Below are 16,484 nucleotides of genomic sequence, written 5' to 3'. Positions count from 1 at the left end.
GATTAGGCAGTTGCTGAAACGGTGGCATTCAGGCCGTTCAGGAATTTGATGATTTCCGCATTCACGCGTTCGCGGGCCTCATGATGAGGCCAGTGACCTACACCTTCCAGGCGCACGATATCGACGAGCCCTGGCGCTGTCTCGCGCATCTCTTCCACCGTCGGTGGGACCGGGTGGAACAATCGGCACAACCCATCTGCATCGCCCCAAATATAAAGCGATTTCTGTTTGATAAGCACATCTTTGTAGGCGGCGAGATGCTCAAACGTCGCCTGCACGCCACGGTAATGGTTCAGACCGCCTCGGAATCCCGTTCGCTGAAACGTTTCGATGTTGTGCTTCACATAGGCTGGATCGGCCCAGCTAGGCAGCGCTTCAGGGGCAGGTCGAAACATATTCCGCTTTGCGTCAATGGGATCCCAGCCTGTTCCTTCACCGGGCTCGCCCGAGAGCCAGTAAAGTGCACTGGGAATAGTCTTGCTCGCATCACGGATCCGGTCATCCGTCTCCGGCTTCATCATGTCGAAAGCATAATAAAGATTGCCGAGGCCGCGACTGCGTAACCTGTCCCAGGTACTCAACTCGCCACGCGGCAGGAATGGAATACTGAGCGTTATGATCCCGTCGAAACGATCTGGTCGCATGACCATTGCCCGTTGGCCGTGATCCGCTCCCCAATCATGCGATACGATCGTTGCGGTCGGTACCTGCAACGCATCAAGAATGCCAATCAGGTCGCCAACAATTAGGGCCCCACTGTAAAGTGTGGGATCGTCCGGGGAATAGCTGTCGCCAAAACCCCTCATGTCGAGCGCGATCGCGCGGTATCCGTTTTCTGCGACGACCTGCATCTGGCTACGCCACGTTTCCACCGTATCCGGAAATCCGTGCAAGAAGAGCACGACTGGACCGCGGCCTTGTTCAACCACATGGAAAGAGGCACCGTTGGCCTCGATTTTCGAATCGTGTACGGGATGATCCGCGGCGGCTGATACTTTACGAGTGTGGTTCATTTTCTGCTCCAATTAATGCTTGATCCGAGCCTTGCAGCGCGTGTTGGATCGGCTTCAATTCAATGACTTCTCCACCTGAGGCGCGAAGCCGCTTGAAGTATGTGGCGTGGTCGATAAGCTGGGCTGGGAAGTAGAGGCCCGGTCGGGGCGTATCGCCTGCGAGACCAGCCAGGCGTTCGAGAACGAGCGCGACACCCAATCCCGTGAGCGGCATCTGCCCACCGGGGTGAACGATCGCGTGACGTTTCCGAAGCGGCTGTCCGGCGTGATCCAGGCCCGAAAGGTTTATTATGATTTCAGTTGATACCGGTCCGCCATTTCGGCGGCTGGAGCTCATTCCAATGGCCAAGTCGAACCGAACTTCAGGTGCGCCGGTTGCGTTTCCCAGCAACAAGACATCGTTCGGCGAAAACACGTTCGCGTCCAACTCGGTACCGTCGATTGCGCGAACCGTGGACCTCGTTTCGTCACCACGGCACCACCGCCATGCGCCAGCCCTTCTCATAAGTGCAGCAGCACCCGCATACATCTGGCGCTCAAGGTCTGCATTTGCTGCGGGGCCGAATGCATCCTGTTCGTCGAGCACCGCCTCGATGTGAATATTTTCCAGAAGGCCAAATTCTTGGGCGAACAAGAGCGACGGTACGCTTGTCGCACCAACCAGCCACTCTGTACCCAGAACGACGGGCGCGGCGGCAGGTTTTTGCATGAATGTCGCGGTTTCCAGGCCGAGTTCGCTGATGCTTGGTGAGATGTTGACATGCCCTACGCCCACTCGCTGTGCCCAGCGGAGAGCTGCCCCAGTCTCATCGGTAAAAAGCGTTGCGACTGCCGAGACACGCCGCTCGCCTAAGCCCAGGTCGGACGCAGTGAGGTCCACGACCACCGCAGAGGCACCGTCGATAGTTGCGGTTGCTCGTATCGCGCGTTGTTCGTCGCGACCGCCAATGAGGATTGGTACGTCAGAATGTTGCTCACGCAAGAAGCGTGTAGCCCAGCGCCCGACCTCACCGGCCCCGCCGATAATGAGTATTGGATCGTGGAGACTTCCAGAAGCTTGTAACATTGCGATACCTATGTTTTACTGGTTCCTACATATGGTAGGTTACTAAAAGTAGGTATGCAAGTGGAAAAACCAAAAGTCGCTGTCGACAACAGGATTGTAGGCCGTCTTTCAAAGCTCGAGCGGCGGCGGCAACTCCTCGAGACTGCGCGCTTGATCGTGCGAGAGGAAGGTGCTGATCGACTGACACTCGGCCATCTGGCAGTGCGTGCGGGCGTTTCCAAGCCTGTGACCTACGAGCACTTCGAGACCAGAACCGGTCTTTTGATTGACCTCTATCGTTGGATAGACACCGAACGCATCGCCGCGTTTCGCACGCTTATGGCTCAAGAAAAACGATCGACGAGAGAGACTATCGCGGCATTGGCCAAAACCTATCTGGCCTGCGGAACCGACCAAGGTGACGAATTTCATGCTGTCGGTGCAGCGCTTGCAGGAAGCGAGGAGAAAGCTGGCGTCTACCAAGAGCTAGTCGACGCCGTGATCGAAATGTTTGTGGAAGTTCTACGGCCTCACTCGAGCTTTCGGTTGGAATCGCTCGCTCTCGCCAGCGCGGCATTGGTTTCGGCAGGAGACGCGTTGACAAGCGCCATTACGCGCGGGAATTGCTCTGCTTCTGAGGCAGAGGAGGTGTTTTCGAATCTAATTGGAGCGGTGGTTTAGTGGAACGGGTAGGCGGAGGTGCGGCTCCCATTGGCTTGGGGGATACCAGGGTTGAGGGTGGAGCCCGCAAGCCCCAACACAACGCCGGCCGCCCGCCAGATCGTTGCCTTTTCCGACAGAAGGAGGAAGCCCGCTGTGCTCGTGAACGTCGGCGACAGATATGTCAGCAGCGTCGCCTCGGCTAGTGGAAGCCGGGCAATAGAAGCGAATGACGCGAACATTGCAGCGGCGCCCAAGCTTGACCGCAGCCGGTGCCCGAGGGGCCTGCGTGTTGCCAGTCCGCATGGAAACTCCGCTCGCATCCACAGGAAGATCACCAGTGGAATAAGCGCGAAGGCCGAGCGAAAAAAGACGATCTGGCCGACCGCTATTTCGGCTGCAACCGACTTGATGCAAATTGACATTCCTGCGAACAGAATTCTGGAGAGGATCCGCAGCAATATTCCAGTTCTTGGATTTTCGATCATTGCTTTCTCTGGGGCCACGATGTCCCACAAACTGGCGGTAGTCCGGTCAGGCAGGCGCATTATTTCAAAAAGTGTATATGTGGCTTGGAATGGTAGGCCGAGTTCTCAACCCTCGCATCGACCGAAAACACCTCCCGCAGCAAGGACTGTGTTATCACGGTTTCCAGCGAGCCTGAGGCAATAATTCTTCCAGACTCCATGACAATCAGTTCGTCGCAGAACATTGCTGCGTGATTGAGGTCATGCAGAGCGATGATGCTTGTGATTGGCAAGGTTGAGACCAATCGCATCAAGTTGATCTGGTGGTGGATGTCGAGATGGTTTGTCGGCTCGTCGAGGATCAGTTCCTTAGGCGACTACTATCATGTTTAGCGGTGTTCTTGACTTTTTCACACGCCCGTCAAAGTTGTAAATGTGCTGAGCAATGGGAACCAAACGTGCACTGGACCGCGCCGTCTATTCCGATCCCTTTGAGAGCCTGGAAATCATTTTTCTAGGTCAGGATGCCGTAGTGCCGGTCTGATAGCACCTCGATCAAAAATCTCGGTTTGCTGAGATCGTCCCCCGAGATAAGAGGCTCACGCTAGAGATCCCGCTCTCTCTGACCACCACGTCTGTCCGGACGGCGGCAACCTGGGTAAGAATCGGCAACCTGGGTAAGTATCGACGACCCGATATTACGCAGCATTATTCATTCCGAGAATGAAGATTACAAAAAACATTCATTTGTTAAATTTTACTGGCCGTCGATAATCAAAAAACAAACATGACGACGTTTCGTCAAAAAAAAGGGAACTGAACAAATGATAAAACAAGTAATTGTTCTAGCTGCCATTGCCAGCGCCGTCGCTTACCCGGTCCTTGCGAAGGATCTCACGATTGGCCTTAGCGGCACTGTCACGTCAATCGATCCGCATTTTTACAACGCTTCGCCCAACAACTCGATTGCGATGCAGATTTTCGACAGGCTGACTGAGCGCACTGCCGACGGACAGCTGGTCGAGGGTCTTGCGACGAAATGGGAATCTGTCTCTGAGACCAAATGGCGCTTTACGCTTCGCGAGGGTGTGAAGTGGCACGATGGCAAACCCTTCACATCAGATGATGTGGTTTTCACGCTGGGGCGCGCCGGAAACGTGGCGAACAGTCCGGGCGGTTTCGGCGGTTTCATGCGTAATATTGCGAGCGTCGAAGCAGACGGCGACACCGCCGTCATTATAAATACCAAGGCGCCCGCACCGACGCTTCCGGGCGAGCTTGCAAACATCGCAATCGTGTCGCGCCATGCGGGCGAGGGTGCTGACACCGCCGACTATAATTCCGGCAAGGCGGCGATCGGCACTGGCGCTTTTCGGTTTGCGGCGTTCAAACAGGGTATTGAGGTCGCGCTGGAGCGCAATGTCGATTGGTGGGGAAAAAAGGTTGCCTGGGATCACGCGACCTACCGCATGATTTCGAGCGCGAGCGCCCGGACCACAGCGGCTCTGGCAGGTGACGTCGATGTTATCGACGCGCCGGCAGCGACAGATATCAAGCGCTTTCAAACCACAGCCAGCCTTTCCTTCGTCAGTACCCCGGGCCTGCGGGTTATCTATCTTGCGCCGTCGACCTCCGGCGACGCGTGGAAAGCGAACGTCAAGGGACCCAAGGGAGAAGCGTTAGAGACAAATCCTCTTGCTGATCCACGCGTCCGCAACGCGCTCTCCGAGGCAATCAATCGTGAGGGCATTGTCGACAAGATCATGGAAGCTACAGCAACGGCGTCTGGCCAATGGCTTCCAAAGGGCGCTTTCTCCTATGCGTCCGATATTGAAGTACCGAAGCCAGATGCTGCGGGTGCAAAGAAGTTGCTGGCGGAGGCCGGATATCCAGAAGGGTTTCAACTGACGGTTCACGTGCCAAACGACCGTTATCCAAATGCCCCCGCCGTGGTGCAGGCTGTTGCGCAGATGTGGACAAGAATTGGCGTGAAGACGAATGTTGAAGCTCTTCCCTGGACGACGTTTTCGTCACGCAAGTCGGAATTCGCCATGAAGCTGCTGGGCCTTGGCAATGCCACCTATGATGCCAGCTCCATGCTGGTCAACGTACTGGGAACTGTCGATCCCAAGCGCGGACTGGGTGCTGCCAATGACAGTGGTTATTCCAATCCGGCGCTTGATGACCTCGTTTCCAAGGCAATGACGATCTATGATGACAAGGCGCGTGATGCAGCCCTCGTCGAGGCGGTGAAGGTCGCAGTGAATGATGGAGCGATCATTCCTCTTTATCAGCAGAGCAATGCCTGGGTCATGCGCAAAGGTCTTTCTTATGCGCCGCGCATCGACGAGCGTACCCTTGCCAAGGATATCTCGGAATAGTGTAGGGCCGAGCAGCAGGGGGGCATCGGCCACAGCCGCTCTCTTCTTAAGCTGGTCGGCGACGCATCTCACCGAGGCGCTGGTTACAATGCGCTTCCTAGGATTACGCTCGTAACCGGCGTGACCAGCTCTTCATCAGCAATAACACGAGGGTATCATGCCCCTATGGATTATCCAGCGTCTGTCGCAAGCGGTTCTCGTTGCTCTGGCAATGGCCCTGATCGTCTTCATCGGACTTCACTTGATCGGCAGTCCGATCGAAACGCTGCTGCCTCCTGAGGCAACCCATGAGGACCGCCTCAGATTGATAGCGGATCTCGGTCTCGATAGACCCCTTTATGAGCAGTTCTTTCTGTTCCTCAAGGGGCTTTTACAGGGTAATCTTGGTGTCAGTTACGTCTATAAAGAGCCGGCGGTTGAACTGATCATGTCCCGGTTGCCGGCAACGCTGGAACTGGCATTCGCGGCGGTTTTACTCTCATTAATCGTTGGTGTGCCGCTCGGATTGGCCGCAGGATGGCAGCCGGACAGTGTTTTCGCTCGGGTGGTCATGATTGGCTCCATCTTCGGCTTCAGTCTGCCGATTTTCTGGATCGCGATCCTGCTCATCATGATCTTTAGCGTTCAGCTTGGCTGGCTTCCAAGTTCGGGGCGAGGAGCAACGGAAATCCTGTTTGGGATACCATGGTCTTTCGTGACCGTCGATGGGCTTCGTCACATGCTTTTGCCGGCGGTCAGCCTCTCTCTCTTCAACATCTCGATGGTGACGCGTTTGACCGAAGCGGGTGTGCGTGAGGCCATGTCCAGCGAATATGTACGATTTGCCCGAGCGAAAGGCCTGTCGCCACGGCGTATCCTTGGTGTCCATGTGCTGAAAAATGTGATGATCCCCGTCGTCACCGTGGTGGGTCTAGATATTGGTCAGACGATTGCATTTTCTGTGGTTACCGAAACCATTTTCGCCTGGCCAGGCGTCGGCAAGATCATCATCGACAGCATTGCTGCGCTCGATCGTCCCGTCATCGTGGCCTACCTCATGCTGGTGGTGATCATGTTCGTCATCATCAACCTCGTCGTGGATATCATTTACAGGCTGCTCGATCCACGCATCCGGCTGCAGGGAGAATGACGTGCAAGCGGTCATGAAATCCTCGAAAATTCGGACGGGCCTGCAGTTTGCACGGCAGTTTTCACGCTCGCCCCTTGCCGTCATCGGTCTAGTGCTGATCACTCTGATCGTTCTTATGGCCGTGTTTGCGCCATATCTTTCCCCGCAGAATCCTTACGACCTGATGCAGCTGGACATCATGGATGGGCGAATGGCGCCGGGTTCGGAATCCGCGACAGGCTTCACGTTCCTGTTCGGCTCAGACGATCAGGGCCGGGACATGCTATCGGCCATTCTCTATGGCTTGCGAATAAGCCTGATCGTGGGACTAGGTTCGGCCGCCCTCGCTTTTATCATTGGTACAGCATTTGGCCTGACGGCTGCCTATGTAGGTGGACGGATCGAAAACGCAATGATGCGGCTTGTCGATCTCCAACTTTCCTTTCCGACGATCCTTTCAGCGCTGCTGATCCTCGCGCTTCTTGGCAAAAGCGTTGGCAATGTGGTGTTTGCCATCGTTCTGGTGGAATGGGCGACGTACGCCCGCACGGCCCGTGGTGCTGCCTTGACCGAACTTCGTCGGGAATATGTCGAGGCCGCACGGTCGCTTCGCCTGCCGCATCGCAACATCCTGTTTCACCAGTTGCTGCCGAACTGTCTATCGCCGCTTGTCGTGCTGCTGACGATGCAAGTCGCACGCGCCATTACGCTTGAGGCAACGCTGAGCTTCCTTGGCCTGGGGGTCCCTGTAACCGAGCCGTCGTTGGGGCTTCTGATCGCCAGCGGATACGAGTTCATGCTGTCGGGTACCTACTGGATCGCGTTGTTTCCCGGCATCGCGCTCTTGGTTACGATCTTTGCCATAAACCTTGTTGGCGATCGCCTGCGCCAATTGTTTGACCCGAAAGCATCACGGAGATGAGTCCTATGCTTGAAATCAAAGGCTTGAAAACCGAGGTCGTCACCGAACACGGCAACCTCACTCTCATCGAGGACATCAATCTGAGCCTTGCCGCTGGCGAAGTCATGGGTCTAGTCGGGGAGTCCGGATCCGGTAAATCCGTGACGGGGCTTTCTATCATGGGGCTGCTTGACAAGCCCGTAGAGGTGACCGCCGGACAAATTCTGTTCAAAGGGCAAGACCTGCGTAAGTCCTCGCAAAAAGAGCTTCGATCCATTCGCGGCAATCGTATTGCTATGATCTTCCAGGATCCGATGTCGACGCTTAACCCGGTTTTGCGGGTGGATACGCAGATGATGGAGGTCGTGCACGCCCACGAGTCCGTCAGCAAGAAGGCAGCATGGGAGCGGGCTCGCGATGCTTTGGGCATGGTCGGCATTCCGAGCCCCGAAGAACGCCTGAGTGCTTATCCACACCAGTTCTCCGGCGGCATGAGGCAGAGAGTGGCAATCGCTATCGCGCTTCTCATGTCACCCGACCTCATCATTGCAGACGAGCCGACGACTGCACTCGACGTCACGATTCAGGCGCAAATACTTTCGATCGTTCAGAAACTTGCACGCGAGAAAGGCACTGCGCTGATCTGGGTCACGCATGACCTCTCAGTCGTTGCCGGGTTGGCCGAAAGACTGTCGGTTATGTATGCCGGACGGGTCGTAGAGCAGGGCTCTACACCTGAGTTGCTCAGACGGCCTTTGCATCCTTACACCAACGGCCTGATTGCAAGCCTGCCTGCGCATAACCAGCGTGGCCTGAGATTGAAGCAGATATCCGGTACGACCCCGTCTGTCGCCAATATGCCCAAGGGATGTGCATTCCATCCGCGCTGTTCGTCGGCGACGGAGATTTGTCTTATGCATCCAGCACTTGAGCCAGTCGGGCAGCGTCTGCTCCGCTGTTTTTACCCCGTGATGGAAGGAGCGCCATCGTGAGCAATCGATTAGAAGTTCACAATGTCAGCAAGAGATTCAGCCGCAAATCCGGTATCTTAGAACGCGGTGCCGAAATGATGGGACTCAAGGCCCCAAATCCCGTCGTCCGCGCTCTCGATGACGTCAGCTTTACCGTGGCCGAACGTGAGGTCGTTGGTATCGTAGGAGAATCGGGCTGTGGAAAATCGACCCTGGGCCGCGTGGTGGCCGGTCTTTTGCAGGCTTCCGAAGGCTCCGTCCTGTTTCGCGGAAAGCAACTGGCAGAGTTGCCGGGCAACGAAGCGGAGCAGGCGCGTCTAAGAGTCCAGATGATCTTTCAGGATCCGTCGTCGTCGCTTAACCCGCGCCAGCGTGTTCGCGAGATTATCGGGGCAGCTCCCCTTCATCATGGAATGACCACGGCCCGTGAACTGGATGACTATGTCAGCCAGCAGATGGAGCGCTCGGGGCTCGATCCATCAATGGTCAACCGTTTTCCGCATCAGTTCAGCGGAGGGCAGCGTCAACGCATCGGTATAGCGCGCGCACTTGCGGTCCAGCCCGATATGTTGATCTGCGACGAATCCGTTGCAGCGCTTGATGTCTCCATACAAGCGCAGATCCTCAATCTTTTTCTTGATCTGAGAGAGCAACTGAATCTCACCTACCTTTTCATCAGTCACGATCTCTCGGTGGTCGAACACATATCCGACCGCGTCGTGGTCATGTATCTGGGACGTGTGGTGGAGGAAGCGCCCGTCGGCGAAGTCTTTTCGCACCCAAACCACCCTTACACGCGCGCGCTTCTTCAGGAGCGACCGAGCCTCGATCCCGTCCAGCGGCGCTTTTCAGCGATCGAAGGAGAAATCCCAAGCCCCCTGTCGCCGCCACCGGGATGTCATTTCCATCCTCGCTGTCCTTCTGCGATGGAGCGTTGTCGTGTCGAAAGACCGGAGCTTCGGGCCATCGGCTCAGGGCACAAAAGTGCCTGCCATCTGAACGATTGACCTCCCACAATCGATAAACCTGAACGTTAAAAGGATGCAACATGTCTGTTTCAGCACCTCTGGAACGCCAGCCTCAACCTGTCAGCAACGAGTTTCCCGCCAAGGAGTGGGCGATGGTCGGCTCTCCTGAAGAGCACGGTCTCTCCACCGACGTTCGAGAAAATGTCGGCGCCATGCTCGATGCCCTGCCCACCACCTCTTTCATGGTGGTCGCTGGTGGGCGGACCCTTTACTCCTATGGCGATGTCTCCGAAGTCAGCTATCTCGCTTCGACCAGAAAAAGCATTCTCTCCATGCTCTTCGGCAGCGCTGTCGCTGAAGGGAAAATCGATCTCGATCTGACCATGGCGGATCTGAATATCGATGAGGACCACGGCCTCCTCCCGATCGAAAAGACGGCGACGCTTCGCGATCTTTTGATCAGCAGTTCAGGTGTCTATCACCGGCCAGGCAGCCCCGGCAGCAATATGAAGAACATTCCCGAGCGTGGCTCGAAAAAGCCCGGTGACCATTTTCATTATAATAACTGGGACTTCAACGTCCTGGGTGCGGCTTTCGAGCAGTTGACCGGTCGCAGCGTATTCACGGCGTTCAAGGAAGATTTCGCTGGTCCGATGGGCATGCAGGATTTCGATCCCTCGCGCCAGCGTATGATGGGTTATGAAGGGGCCTCCCGCTATCTCGCCTATCACTTCTTCCTGTCGGCAAGGGACATGGCAAGGGTTGGTCTGACGATGGTGCGGAACGGGCGTTGGCGTGACGAGCAAATCGTACCGGCCAGTTGGGTAGCGGAAAGCACGCGCATCCATGTCCCTGCAGGCAAGATGAACGAGAGTGAAAAATCCCGGATTGCCGGCTACAGTTACCTGTGGTGGATACCAGTCGTTACCAAGGACACGCCTGAATGGGAAGGCGCTTGTGTCGCGGCGGGGCATTTCGGGCAGTTTATTCTGTGCCTGCCTGCGCTGGATATGGTGTTTGTGAACCGGCGCTCCATTCCTGACGATCTTGCAATCGCGCGCAACGATGGAAGCTTCAAGGAAGAATTGTCGTCGGTCACTATGGAAAATTTCCTTTGCGTCGCCGATCAATTTATCGCGGCGAAACTTAGGGCCCGATAACCCAACCGTTTAGGCAGCCATGCCTGTTATGAGAGATCGTCTCTAAAAACAGGCCGAAATCTGCTCTCGCAACCAGAAGCTTGCCGGATCACGCTCCTTTTCGGCAAGCCAGATCATGCTGGTAGATTGTTTTTCCTCCGCAAAAGGCGATTCCAGCAACAATAGCTCGTGTGAGCGCTCGAAAAGTTTTGCAACGCTTTCCGGCATGATGGCGACGAGATCGCTGCGTGAGACGATAGCGACCGCAGCGGAGAAATGTGGGACCACAGCCACGACCCGGCGCTCGAGACCCATCGCATCCAGACGCTCATCGATCCAGCCGCGACGGCTCGGCGCAGACGTGACTTTTACATGGCCGAGAGACAGCAATGCATCCAGTGTCAGCGGTTTCCTTGCCGCCGGGTTCTGCGCGGACATGATGCACACTCTTCGCTCGGTAAACAGTGACGTGCAGCGATAGCGAGCCGGAAAATTGTCTGCCGTCATGACGGCGACATCAATCGTGCCCTCATCAAGCTGTTCCTGAACGACGGGCAGGAAACTGCGATTGTTGGCGACCCCTGTGCGTGGCATGTGAATGACTTCCAAAACGCAATGTTCTGCCGCAGAGCGAACGCGCTCCACGAGACGCGGCATTAGAACCACGGAGAAGTAATCGTTCATCCCGATCCTGAATGCATGATGGGACGTTGTGGGATCAAAGCTCTGTTTCGATAACATAACCGCTTCCGTGTCTTCGATTATGCGCCGGACCGCCGGAAATATCTCCGTACAATAACGGGTCATCACGAAGCCACCCGACGTTTTCTTGAAAAGATCGTCGCCGGTTATGGCGCGGACGCGTTTCAGCGCATGGCTCATTGCTGGCTGGGAGAGACCGATATATTGGCCGGCGGCTGTCATATTGCCCTTCACGACCAAGGCATAGATAACCTTTAGAAGGTTGAGATCTATCGACCCCAATTGAAACCGCTGCATGCGAACCCTGCCTACTTCCTTGAAGCCTACCGTGATCATAATGGCACGGACGTCACTCCGAAAAGATAGGAACTCGCCTGCAAGCACAATACTTAAGCGGAACTTGCTGCGGCAGGGAGACGAAACAGGCACCCGGAATGCGCACGCGTAACTCGTGAGCGAATCCAACAAAGTCCGGAGGCCGCAGCTTATGCTATGTTCTGGCAGCGACGACAGTTTCGGCGATTTTAAGAAAATCGCCAGCTGTGACCTTCGTCGGCTCGTAGGTGGTCTTACCCAGATTTCGCGCGACTGCAAATTCGTCCGTGACGGCGCGGCGGTGGACGATGACCGTATCGATGGCAGGAAGGCACAGAACGAACTGCCCAAAATTGCCATTCATCAGGTAGGAGCCTTTGAATGCAGGATCGCTGGATGTTGGTATCCACCAGAGATAACCGTATCCAAGGCCTTCCTTGCTCTTGGTCTGTTCCGGCGTAAACCGCATTTTGGTGCTCTCGGTGATCCAAGTCTCCGGCACGATCGTCTTACCGCCCCACTTTCCGCCTTGGAGCATTAGTTGCCCCAGGCGCGCCATGTCGCGAGCGGAGAGGAACAAGTGGTAGGCGAGGTAACGAGACTGGTTTTCATAGCCCATCATTCGCTGTCTATCTATTTCGAAATCCTCAAAGCCCAGCGGTTCGGCGATATCTTCCTTTAGCGCCTGGAAAACTGTTTTGCTGGTCCGTTTTTCGAAAACGGCACCGAGAACATTGAAATCCCAATTGTTGTATAGAAAGACGGAGCCAGGTTCGGTCTTGCCTCGTTCCGGCGTGTTCTCGTTACCACCGGGACTACCCGCCGCATGATAGACGCCGGAACTCGATGTCAGCAGATCCTTGACTCTTGCGGTTTTTTCCAAAGGCAGAAGACCGTCATCCTCCTCGATACCGACATCTCCTATCGTCATGTTCAGGTCGATCTTGCCCTCGGCCACATAACGTCCGAACAGCATCGACAAGACGCTTTTTCTGGCTGATGCAAGGTAGCTGACATCGGAAATATTCCCGTAACGATAGACGATCTCACCGCCCTGCAAGACCATCATCGATGTGGTGGGTAGCGGGTAGAGTTCCGCTTCCATCTGCGCAAGTTTCTCTCGCGACCAACCAGCCGATTCAACGTCCTTGACGGTCTTCCATGGTTTGTCCGATGCAGGACCAGCACATGAGATTGGATCTGCTGCTGATGCTGTCTGTTTGATCAGGCCGACAGCGGTGAAAGTAGAGACTGCCGATGCTGCAAGAACAGAGCGTCTCGATAGTTTGGGACCAAAAGCCATTGATATCCTCCCGCAGGGTATTAATTGATTGTCAGTTGGTTGCGCAAGTAAAGCTGGAGGCCATCGCAACGTCACCTTCGCCCTTATATTTCGGCCAAGACGGATATTCGCAAAGCGGACGGGTGCGTCCCTTTGTGGAGGATTTGGTGGCGTCCAGAACGAGTGGACGCACAGGCGGAACGTCATTTTCCACCCAGTTATCCAAAGCCGTCAGATTGTCCCAGGTTGGTGAGAAGCGACCGCCTCCATGGGCAAGACCGGGAACAAGGTAGAAGCGCAGGAATTCGCTTACTTTTTCCTTGCCCATTTTTGCGACGATCGACTCGAATAGTTTGGCATTGCCGAGGGGACTTACGCTCGGATCGTCATCGCCCTGAAGCCAGATGATTTTGCCACCGCGGGCGCTGAAAGCAGACCAGTCGGTACGTGTTGCGCCGATAATGTCCGAAAGTTCGACGATCCTTTCCTGGAGCTTACCCGGCTCGCGAATATCGAAAGATAAGAGATGGAGTGGCTGGTCACGCGAAACGAAATTTTGCAGAAATTCGAAGGAGCGGCTGGAATGATGGGCATTCGGACCGGACACCGGAGGATTACGGATTTGAGGCTCCGACCCCAGTTGCATCATAATGCCTTCCAAGCTGTTATAGCCGGAATAGGTATCGATGCCATCAGCCAGCTTGTAGGGCAGCGAGTAGCCTTCGTGATAGATATTCAGCGTACGGTCGATCTGCGCTTTCGTGAGGCAGTCTTCGGGCTTTCCAACTGTGTCACCTTGGCAAGAGAGGCGCTCGACTAAGGCTTTAGACTGAGCGCGGCATGCTTGCATGTTGCTGATCAAGCCGTCTTCGACACCATCCAGCCCATCACAAGACTTTAAGGCCTCTTTTGAAATCGCCTCTACCAGCTTTGGTGGGATCCATCCGGCTGAACTATCATCATAGACCGCACGCGCAAGTCCTGCGCCCCATAGTCTGAGACCGACAAAGTTGGCGGTGGGATAATTTGTGAGAATACCATCGTAGGCATCCGGCCAGCGGGATGCTGCCGTCAACCCTTCGCGACCACCTGTAGAGCCGCCTTGGAAATATACTCTGGATATCGGTTTATTGTATCTTTTTTGGACGAGAACTTTGGCGACATCGAGCGTCTTTTTGATGTGCATATAGCCGTAATTCAACATGGCTTCGTCATTTTTGGCAAATGAAGCATCATCCGCATTGGGTGCCTGATGTCCTGAATCGCTTCCGAATGTGACGTATCCTTGCGCCAGCGGAGTGGGCGCAACGTCGAGGCCAAGTGTTGTCTTGTCCGTGGTTGGCGGCACGCTGCCATTATATCCGCCGCCCCCATATTGCAGCAGCTTGCCATTCCAAGCGGTTGGGAGATTGACCTGCCAGACGATAGCAGGTGCTTTTGGATCGACCGGATTTGTCTTTCCAATGATCTTGCAATATTCACCGTTTTGATTGGATTCATCTGAAGCTTTGATCAGAATGGTAGACATCACTTCCGCGCCCGCAGTCGGGAGTGTGATTTTGGATGCCGAAATATCTACTTTCTCCAACGCGGAACACCATGCAGACGCTTCTTGCTCGACCGCTCTCGCAGGTGAACAGCAAGTATAGGCGAGCGAGATCGACATCACGCCAAGTGATGCTGCCTTATGCAGAAATGTCATGTTTTCCTCCCAACCGCTCAGCCATTCCAAGGCCAGCGGAATATCCTCTTTGAGGACAGTAGCGGAAGAAACGCCATTATGTGAAATGCAAATAATAGACCGATTATTGCGATCGACGCATGACCGCTGTTGCGGTTCTAATAAATGCGGCGAGGTGTTGAATATCGTTCTCGAGGTGTAACAAGGACGCCGATATGAAAAGGGGCGATCAATCGACCGCCCCTTTGAAATGCCAATATCGCTTACTTATGCAGGCCGCTCTTCCCCCGCATTGGGTCGCCAGGTGATCAATTTCTTCTCGACAAAATCGAGCACGAGATCGATGACGAGGACAAACATTGCCAGGATAATGATACCTGCAAATACGCCCACCGCATCGAAGTTGCCTTCAGAGCGAGCGATCAGGTAGCCGAGGCCAGCGGAAGCGCCGAGATATTCACCTATGATCGCGCCGACGACGGCAAAACCAACCGATGTGCGAAGCGAGGACAAGATCCAGCTTGCGGCAGCAGGGAAGTAGACGTGGCGCAGAAGGTCGGAACGTTTCGCGCCCAGAATACGAGCGTTTGATAGAACGACGGGGTTCACTTCCTTTACACCCTGCATGGCATTGAAGAAGGTGACGAAGAATACGAGCGTAACGGCGAGAGCCACCTTCGACCAGAGGCCCAATCCCAACCAGAGAACGAAAATCGGAGCAAGAACAACGCGTGGAATCGCATTGACCGCTTTAATGAAGGGATCCAGCACGCGTGCGACGAATGGGCTTAGTCCAAGCCATACGCCTGCCGCGACGCCGAGGCCTGTGCCAATGAGATAGCCGAGAACCGTCTCGCTCAACGTAATGCCGACGTGCTTGTAGAAACCAGCGTCAGCTATCCATGTGACGACTTGTTTGACGATGTCGAATGGGGCGGGGAAGAAAAAGCGATCGATCACGCCCGTGGAAACGCCGAGTTGCCAACCACCAAGGATGACAACGAGAAGTGCTATCTGAATGAGGCGGATATTAATGGCGTGCATAGCTTTTCTCCACTTCGCCGCGCAAGGATGCCCAAATATCGCGGTACAGAGTCATGAATTTTGGGTCGAGTTTGATTTCCGCCACGTTGCGCGGACGCTCCAGATCGACGGGGAAGCTCTCGATAACACGGCTTTTCGGACCGGCTGCGAGCACGACGACACGATCGCCCAGAGCAATGGCCTCTTCGAGATCATGCGTGATCATGACGACTGCTCTGCGGTCTTCCTGCCAAAGCCTCAAAAGTTCGTTTTGCATGAGGTGTCTGGTGTGGATGTCGAGCGCCGAGAACGGCTCGTCCATTAAGATGACCTTGGGCTCAGTGATAAGCGCCTGCGCCATCTGCACACGCTTGCGCTGACCACCTGATAGCTGGTGAGGGAAGCGTGCCTCGAAACCTTTCAGGCCAACTTTTTCAAGCCACGTCAGCACCTTGCCGCGTCGCTCTGCCTCTGGCACGCCCCTGAACATGAGGCCTAACTCGACATTTTGATACGCAGTTTTCCACGGAAGAAGAGCGTCCTGCTGGAACAGGTAGCCGATGTTGTTCTGAACGCCGTTGACAGCAACGCCGTCAATAGCAACGGCGCCTTTCGCTGGCTTCAACAAACCGGCTATAGCGTTGAGGATCGTCGATTTGCCGCAGCCGGTCGGCCCGACAATGGAGAGAAACTCTCCATCGCCGACGTTAAGATTGACGTCCTGAACGGCAACAAAAGAACCAAACGCCATCGTGACGTCATCAATTGTTACCATCGGCTTGGCTTGAACATCTGCCACGGGCGTTAACTTTCTGATTGTCGAAGACA

The 16,484-nt window shown here is 55.2% G+C and carries 15 protein-coding genes and 1 pseudogene; 7 read left to right on the top strand and 9 right to left on the bottom strand.

The features are described from left to right. Window positions 1-2 precede the first annotated feature (2 nt). Both ASF69_RS22550 and ASF69_RS22545 read right to left on the bottom strand, forming a co-directional pair. Window positions 3-1,013: an alpha/beta hydrolase gene (locus ASF69_RS22550; RefSeq protein WP_062590810.1), complete on the bottom strand. Its 1,011-nt coding sequence runs from the start codon at window positions 1,011-1,013 to the stop codon at window positions 3-5. After that, entirely contained in the window at window positions 997-2,079 is a 1,083-nt protein-coding gene (locus ASF69_RS22545; protein ID WP_062590808.1) for a hypothetical protein, read from the bottom strand. Before ASF69_RS22545 ends, ASF69_RS22550 begins: the two co-directional genes overlap by 17 nt. 54 nt (window positions 2,080-2,133) lie before the next feature. Between ASF69_RS22545 and ASF69_RS22540 the strand changes: the two genes are divergently transcribed. Continuing rightward, window positions 2,134-2,739 (top strand): TetR/AcrR family transcriptional regulator, encoded by a 606-nt coding sequence (locus tag ASF69_RS22540; protein WP_082469841.1) that lies wholly within the window; start codon window positions 2,134-2,136, stop codon window positions 2,737-2,739. Here ASF69_RS22540 and ASF69_RS22535 read toward each other — a convergent pair. Next, complete coding sequence (locus tag ASF69_RS22535; RefSeq protein WP_244475566.1) at window positions 2,736-3,206, bottom strand: DMT family transporter; 471 nt, start codon at window positions 3,204-3,206, stop codon at window positions 2,736-2,738. The genes ASF69_RS22540 and ASF69_RS22535 overlap by 4 nt on opposite strands. 59 nt (window positions 3,207-3,265) lie before the next feature. After that, window positions 3,266-3,562 (bottom strand): annotated as a pseudogene (locus ASF69_RS22530) (ABC transporter ATP-binding protein); the annotation flags it as partial. Between the two features lie 447 nt (window positions 3,563-4,009). Here ASF69_RS22530 and ASF69_RS22525 point away from each other — a divergent pair. The 6 genes from ASF69_RS22525 (at window position 4,010) to ASF69_RS22500 (ending at window position 10,674) form a co-directional block, all read left to right on the top strand. Then, complete coding sequence (locus ASF69_RS22525; RefSeq protein ID WP_062590806.1) at window positions 4,010-5,566, top strand: ABC transporter substrate-binding protein; 1,557 nt, start codon at window positions 4,010-4,012, stop codon at window positions 5,564-5,566. Window positions 5,567-5,723: 157 nt separating this feature from the next. Continuing rightward, window positions 5,724-6,695: an ABC transporter permease gene (locus ASF69_RS22520; RefSeq protein WP_062590804.1), complete on the top strand. Its 972-nt coding sequence runs from the start codon at window positions 5,724-5,726 to the stop codon at window positions 6,693-6,695. Window positions 6,696-6,708: 13 nt separating this feature from the next. Further along, window positions 6,709-7,596, top strand: coding sequence for an ABC transporter permease (locus ASF69_RS22515; protein ID WP_062590885.1), 888 nt, complete (start codon window positions 6,709-6,711; stop codon window positions 7,594-7,596). Further along, the gene (locus ASF69_RS22510) at window positions 7,593-8,567 is read left to right on the top strand and encodes an ABC transporter ATP-binding protein (protein WP_062590802.1); all 975 of its coding nucleotides are present in this window, start codon (window positions 7,593-7,595) and stop codon (window positions 8,565-8,567) included. Before ASF69_RS22515 ends, ASF69_RS22510 begins: the two co-directional genes overlap by 4 nt. After that, a complete protein-coding gene (locus ASF69_RS22505; RefSeq protein ID WP_082469840.1) occupies window positions 8,564-9,553 on the top strand; it encodes an ABC transporter ATP-binding protein in 990 nt (329 codons plus the stop codon). The genes ASF69_RS22510 and ASF69_RS22505 overlap by 4 nt, the downstream gene beginning before the upstream one ends. Window positions 9,554-9,594: 41 nt before the next feature. Further along, window positions 9,595-10,674 carry a serine hydrolase gene (locus ASF69_RS22500; RefSeq protein ID WP_062590799.1) on the top strand — a complete coding sequence of 360 codons (1,080 nt, stop codon included), beginning with the start codon at window positions 9,595-9,597 and terminating at the stop codon, window positions 10,672-10,674. Between the two features lie 42 nt (window positions 10,675-10,716). Here the strand turns inward: ASF69_RS22500 and ASF69_RS22495 are convergent, their stop codons facing one another. From ASF69_RS22495 to ASF69_RS22475, 5 genes are all read right to left on the bottom strand, one after another. Beyond that, a complete protein-coding gene (locus tag ASF69_RS22495) occupies window positions 10,717-11,652 on the bottom strand; it encodes a LysR family transcriptional regulator (RefSeq protein WP_082469847.1) in 936 nt (311 codons plus the stop codon). A 193-nt stretch (window positions 11,653-11,845) separates the two neighbouring features. Then, window positions 11,846-12,973: a serine hydrolase gene (locus ASF69_RS22490; protein ID WP_062590794.1), complete on the bottom strand. Its 1,128-nt coding sequence runs from the start codon at window positions 12,971-12,973 to the stop codon at window positions 11,846-11,848. A gap of 31 nt (window positions 12,974-13,004) precedes the next feature. Next, window positions 13,005-14,654, bottom strand: coding sequence for a tannase/feruloyl esterase family alpha/beta hydrolase (locus tag ASF69_RS22485; RefSeq protein WP_062590883.1), 1,650 nt, complete (start codon window positions 14,652-14,654; stop codon window positions 13,005-13,007). A 246-nt stretch (window positions 14,655-14,900) separates the two neighbouring features. Further along, complete coding sequence (locus ASF69_RS22480) at window positions 14,901-15,677, bottom strand: ABC transporter permease (protein ID WP_062590792.1); 777 nt, start codon at window positions 15,675-15,677, stop codon at window positions 14,901-14,903. After that, entirely contained in the window at window positions 15,664-16,431 is a 768-nt protein-coding gene (locus ASF69_RS22475; RefSeq protein ID WP_062590881.1) for an ABC transporter ATP-binding protein, read from the bottom strand. The genes ASF69_RS22480 and ASF69_RS22475 overlap by 14 nt, the downstream gene beginning before the upstream one ends. Between the last annotated feature and the right edge of the window lie 53 nt (window positions 16,432-16,484).

This window comes from Rhizobium sp. Leaf311 (assembly GCF_001423445.1).
Taxonomy (GTDB): domain Bacteria; phylum Pseudomonadota; class Alphaproteobacteria; order Rhizobiales; family Rhizobiaceae; genus Agrobacterium.
This window is presented reverse-complemented; position numbering and strand designations above follow the sequence as displayed.

Excerpts from the sequence above, each read along its gene's own strand:
- ASF69_RS22485 (WP_062590883.1), bottom strand. The coding sequence starts at position 14,654 with ATGACATTTCTGCATAAGGCAGCATCACTTGGCGTGATGTCGATCTCG.
- ASF69_RS22510 (WP_062590802.1), top strand. The coding sequence starts at position 7,593 with ATGAGTCCTATGCTTGAAATCAAAGGCTTGAAAACCGAGGTCGTCACC.
- ASF69_RS22535 (WP_244475566.1), bottom strand. The coding sequence starts at position 3,206 with ATGATCGAAAATCCAAGAACTGGAATATTGCTGCGGATCCTCTCCAGA.
- ASF69_RS22525 (WP_062590806.1), top strand. The coding sequence starts at position 4,010 with ATGATAAAACAAGTAATTGTTCTAGCTGCCATTGCCAGCGCCGTCGCT.
- ASF69_RS22495 (WP_082469847.1), bottom strand. The coding sequence starts at position 11,652 with ATGCAGCGGTTTCAATTGGGGTCGATAGATCTCAACCTTCTAAAGGTT.
- ASF69_RS22540 (WP_082469841.1), top strand. The coding sequence starts at position 2,134 with ATGCAAGTGGAAAAACCAAAAGTCGCTGTCGACAACAGGATTGTAGGC.
- ASF69_RS22550 (WP_062590810.1), bottom strand. The coding sequence starts at position 1,013 with ATGAACCACACTCGTAAAGTATCAGCCGCCGCGGATCATCCCGTACAC.
- ASF69_RS22490 (WP_062590794.1), bottom strand. The coding sequence starts at position 12,973 with ATGGCTTTTGGTCCCAAACTATCGAGACGCTCTGTTCTTGCAGCATCG.
- ASF69_RS22545 (WP_062590808.1), bottom strand. The coding sequence starts at position 2,079 with ATGTTACAAGCTTCTGGAAGTCTCCACGATCCAATACTCATTATCGGC.
- ASF69_RS22500 (WP_062590799.1), top strand. The coding sequence starts at position 9,595 with ATGTCTGTTTCAGCACCTCTGGAACGCCAGCCTCAACCTGTCAGCAAC.
- ASF69_RS22515 (WP_062590885.1), top strand. The coding sequence starts at position 6,709 with ATGAAATCCTCGAAAATTCGGACGGGCCTGCAGTTTGCACGGCAGTTT.
- ASF69_RS22520 (WP_062590804.1), top strand. The coding sequence starts at position 5,724 with ATGCCCCTATGGATTATCCAGCGTCTGTCGCAAGCGGTTCTCGTTGCT.
- ASF69_RS22475 (WP_062590881.1), bottom strand. The coding sequence starts at position 16,431 with ATGGTAACAATTGATGACGTCACGATGGCGTTTGGTTCTTTTGTTGCC.
- ASF69_RS22480 (WP_062590792.1), bottom strand. The coding sequence starts at position 15,677 with ATGCACGCCATTAATATCCGCCTCATTCAGATAGCACTTCTCGTTGTC.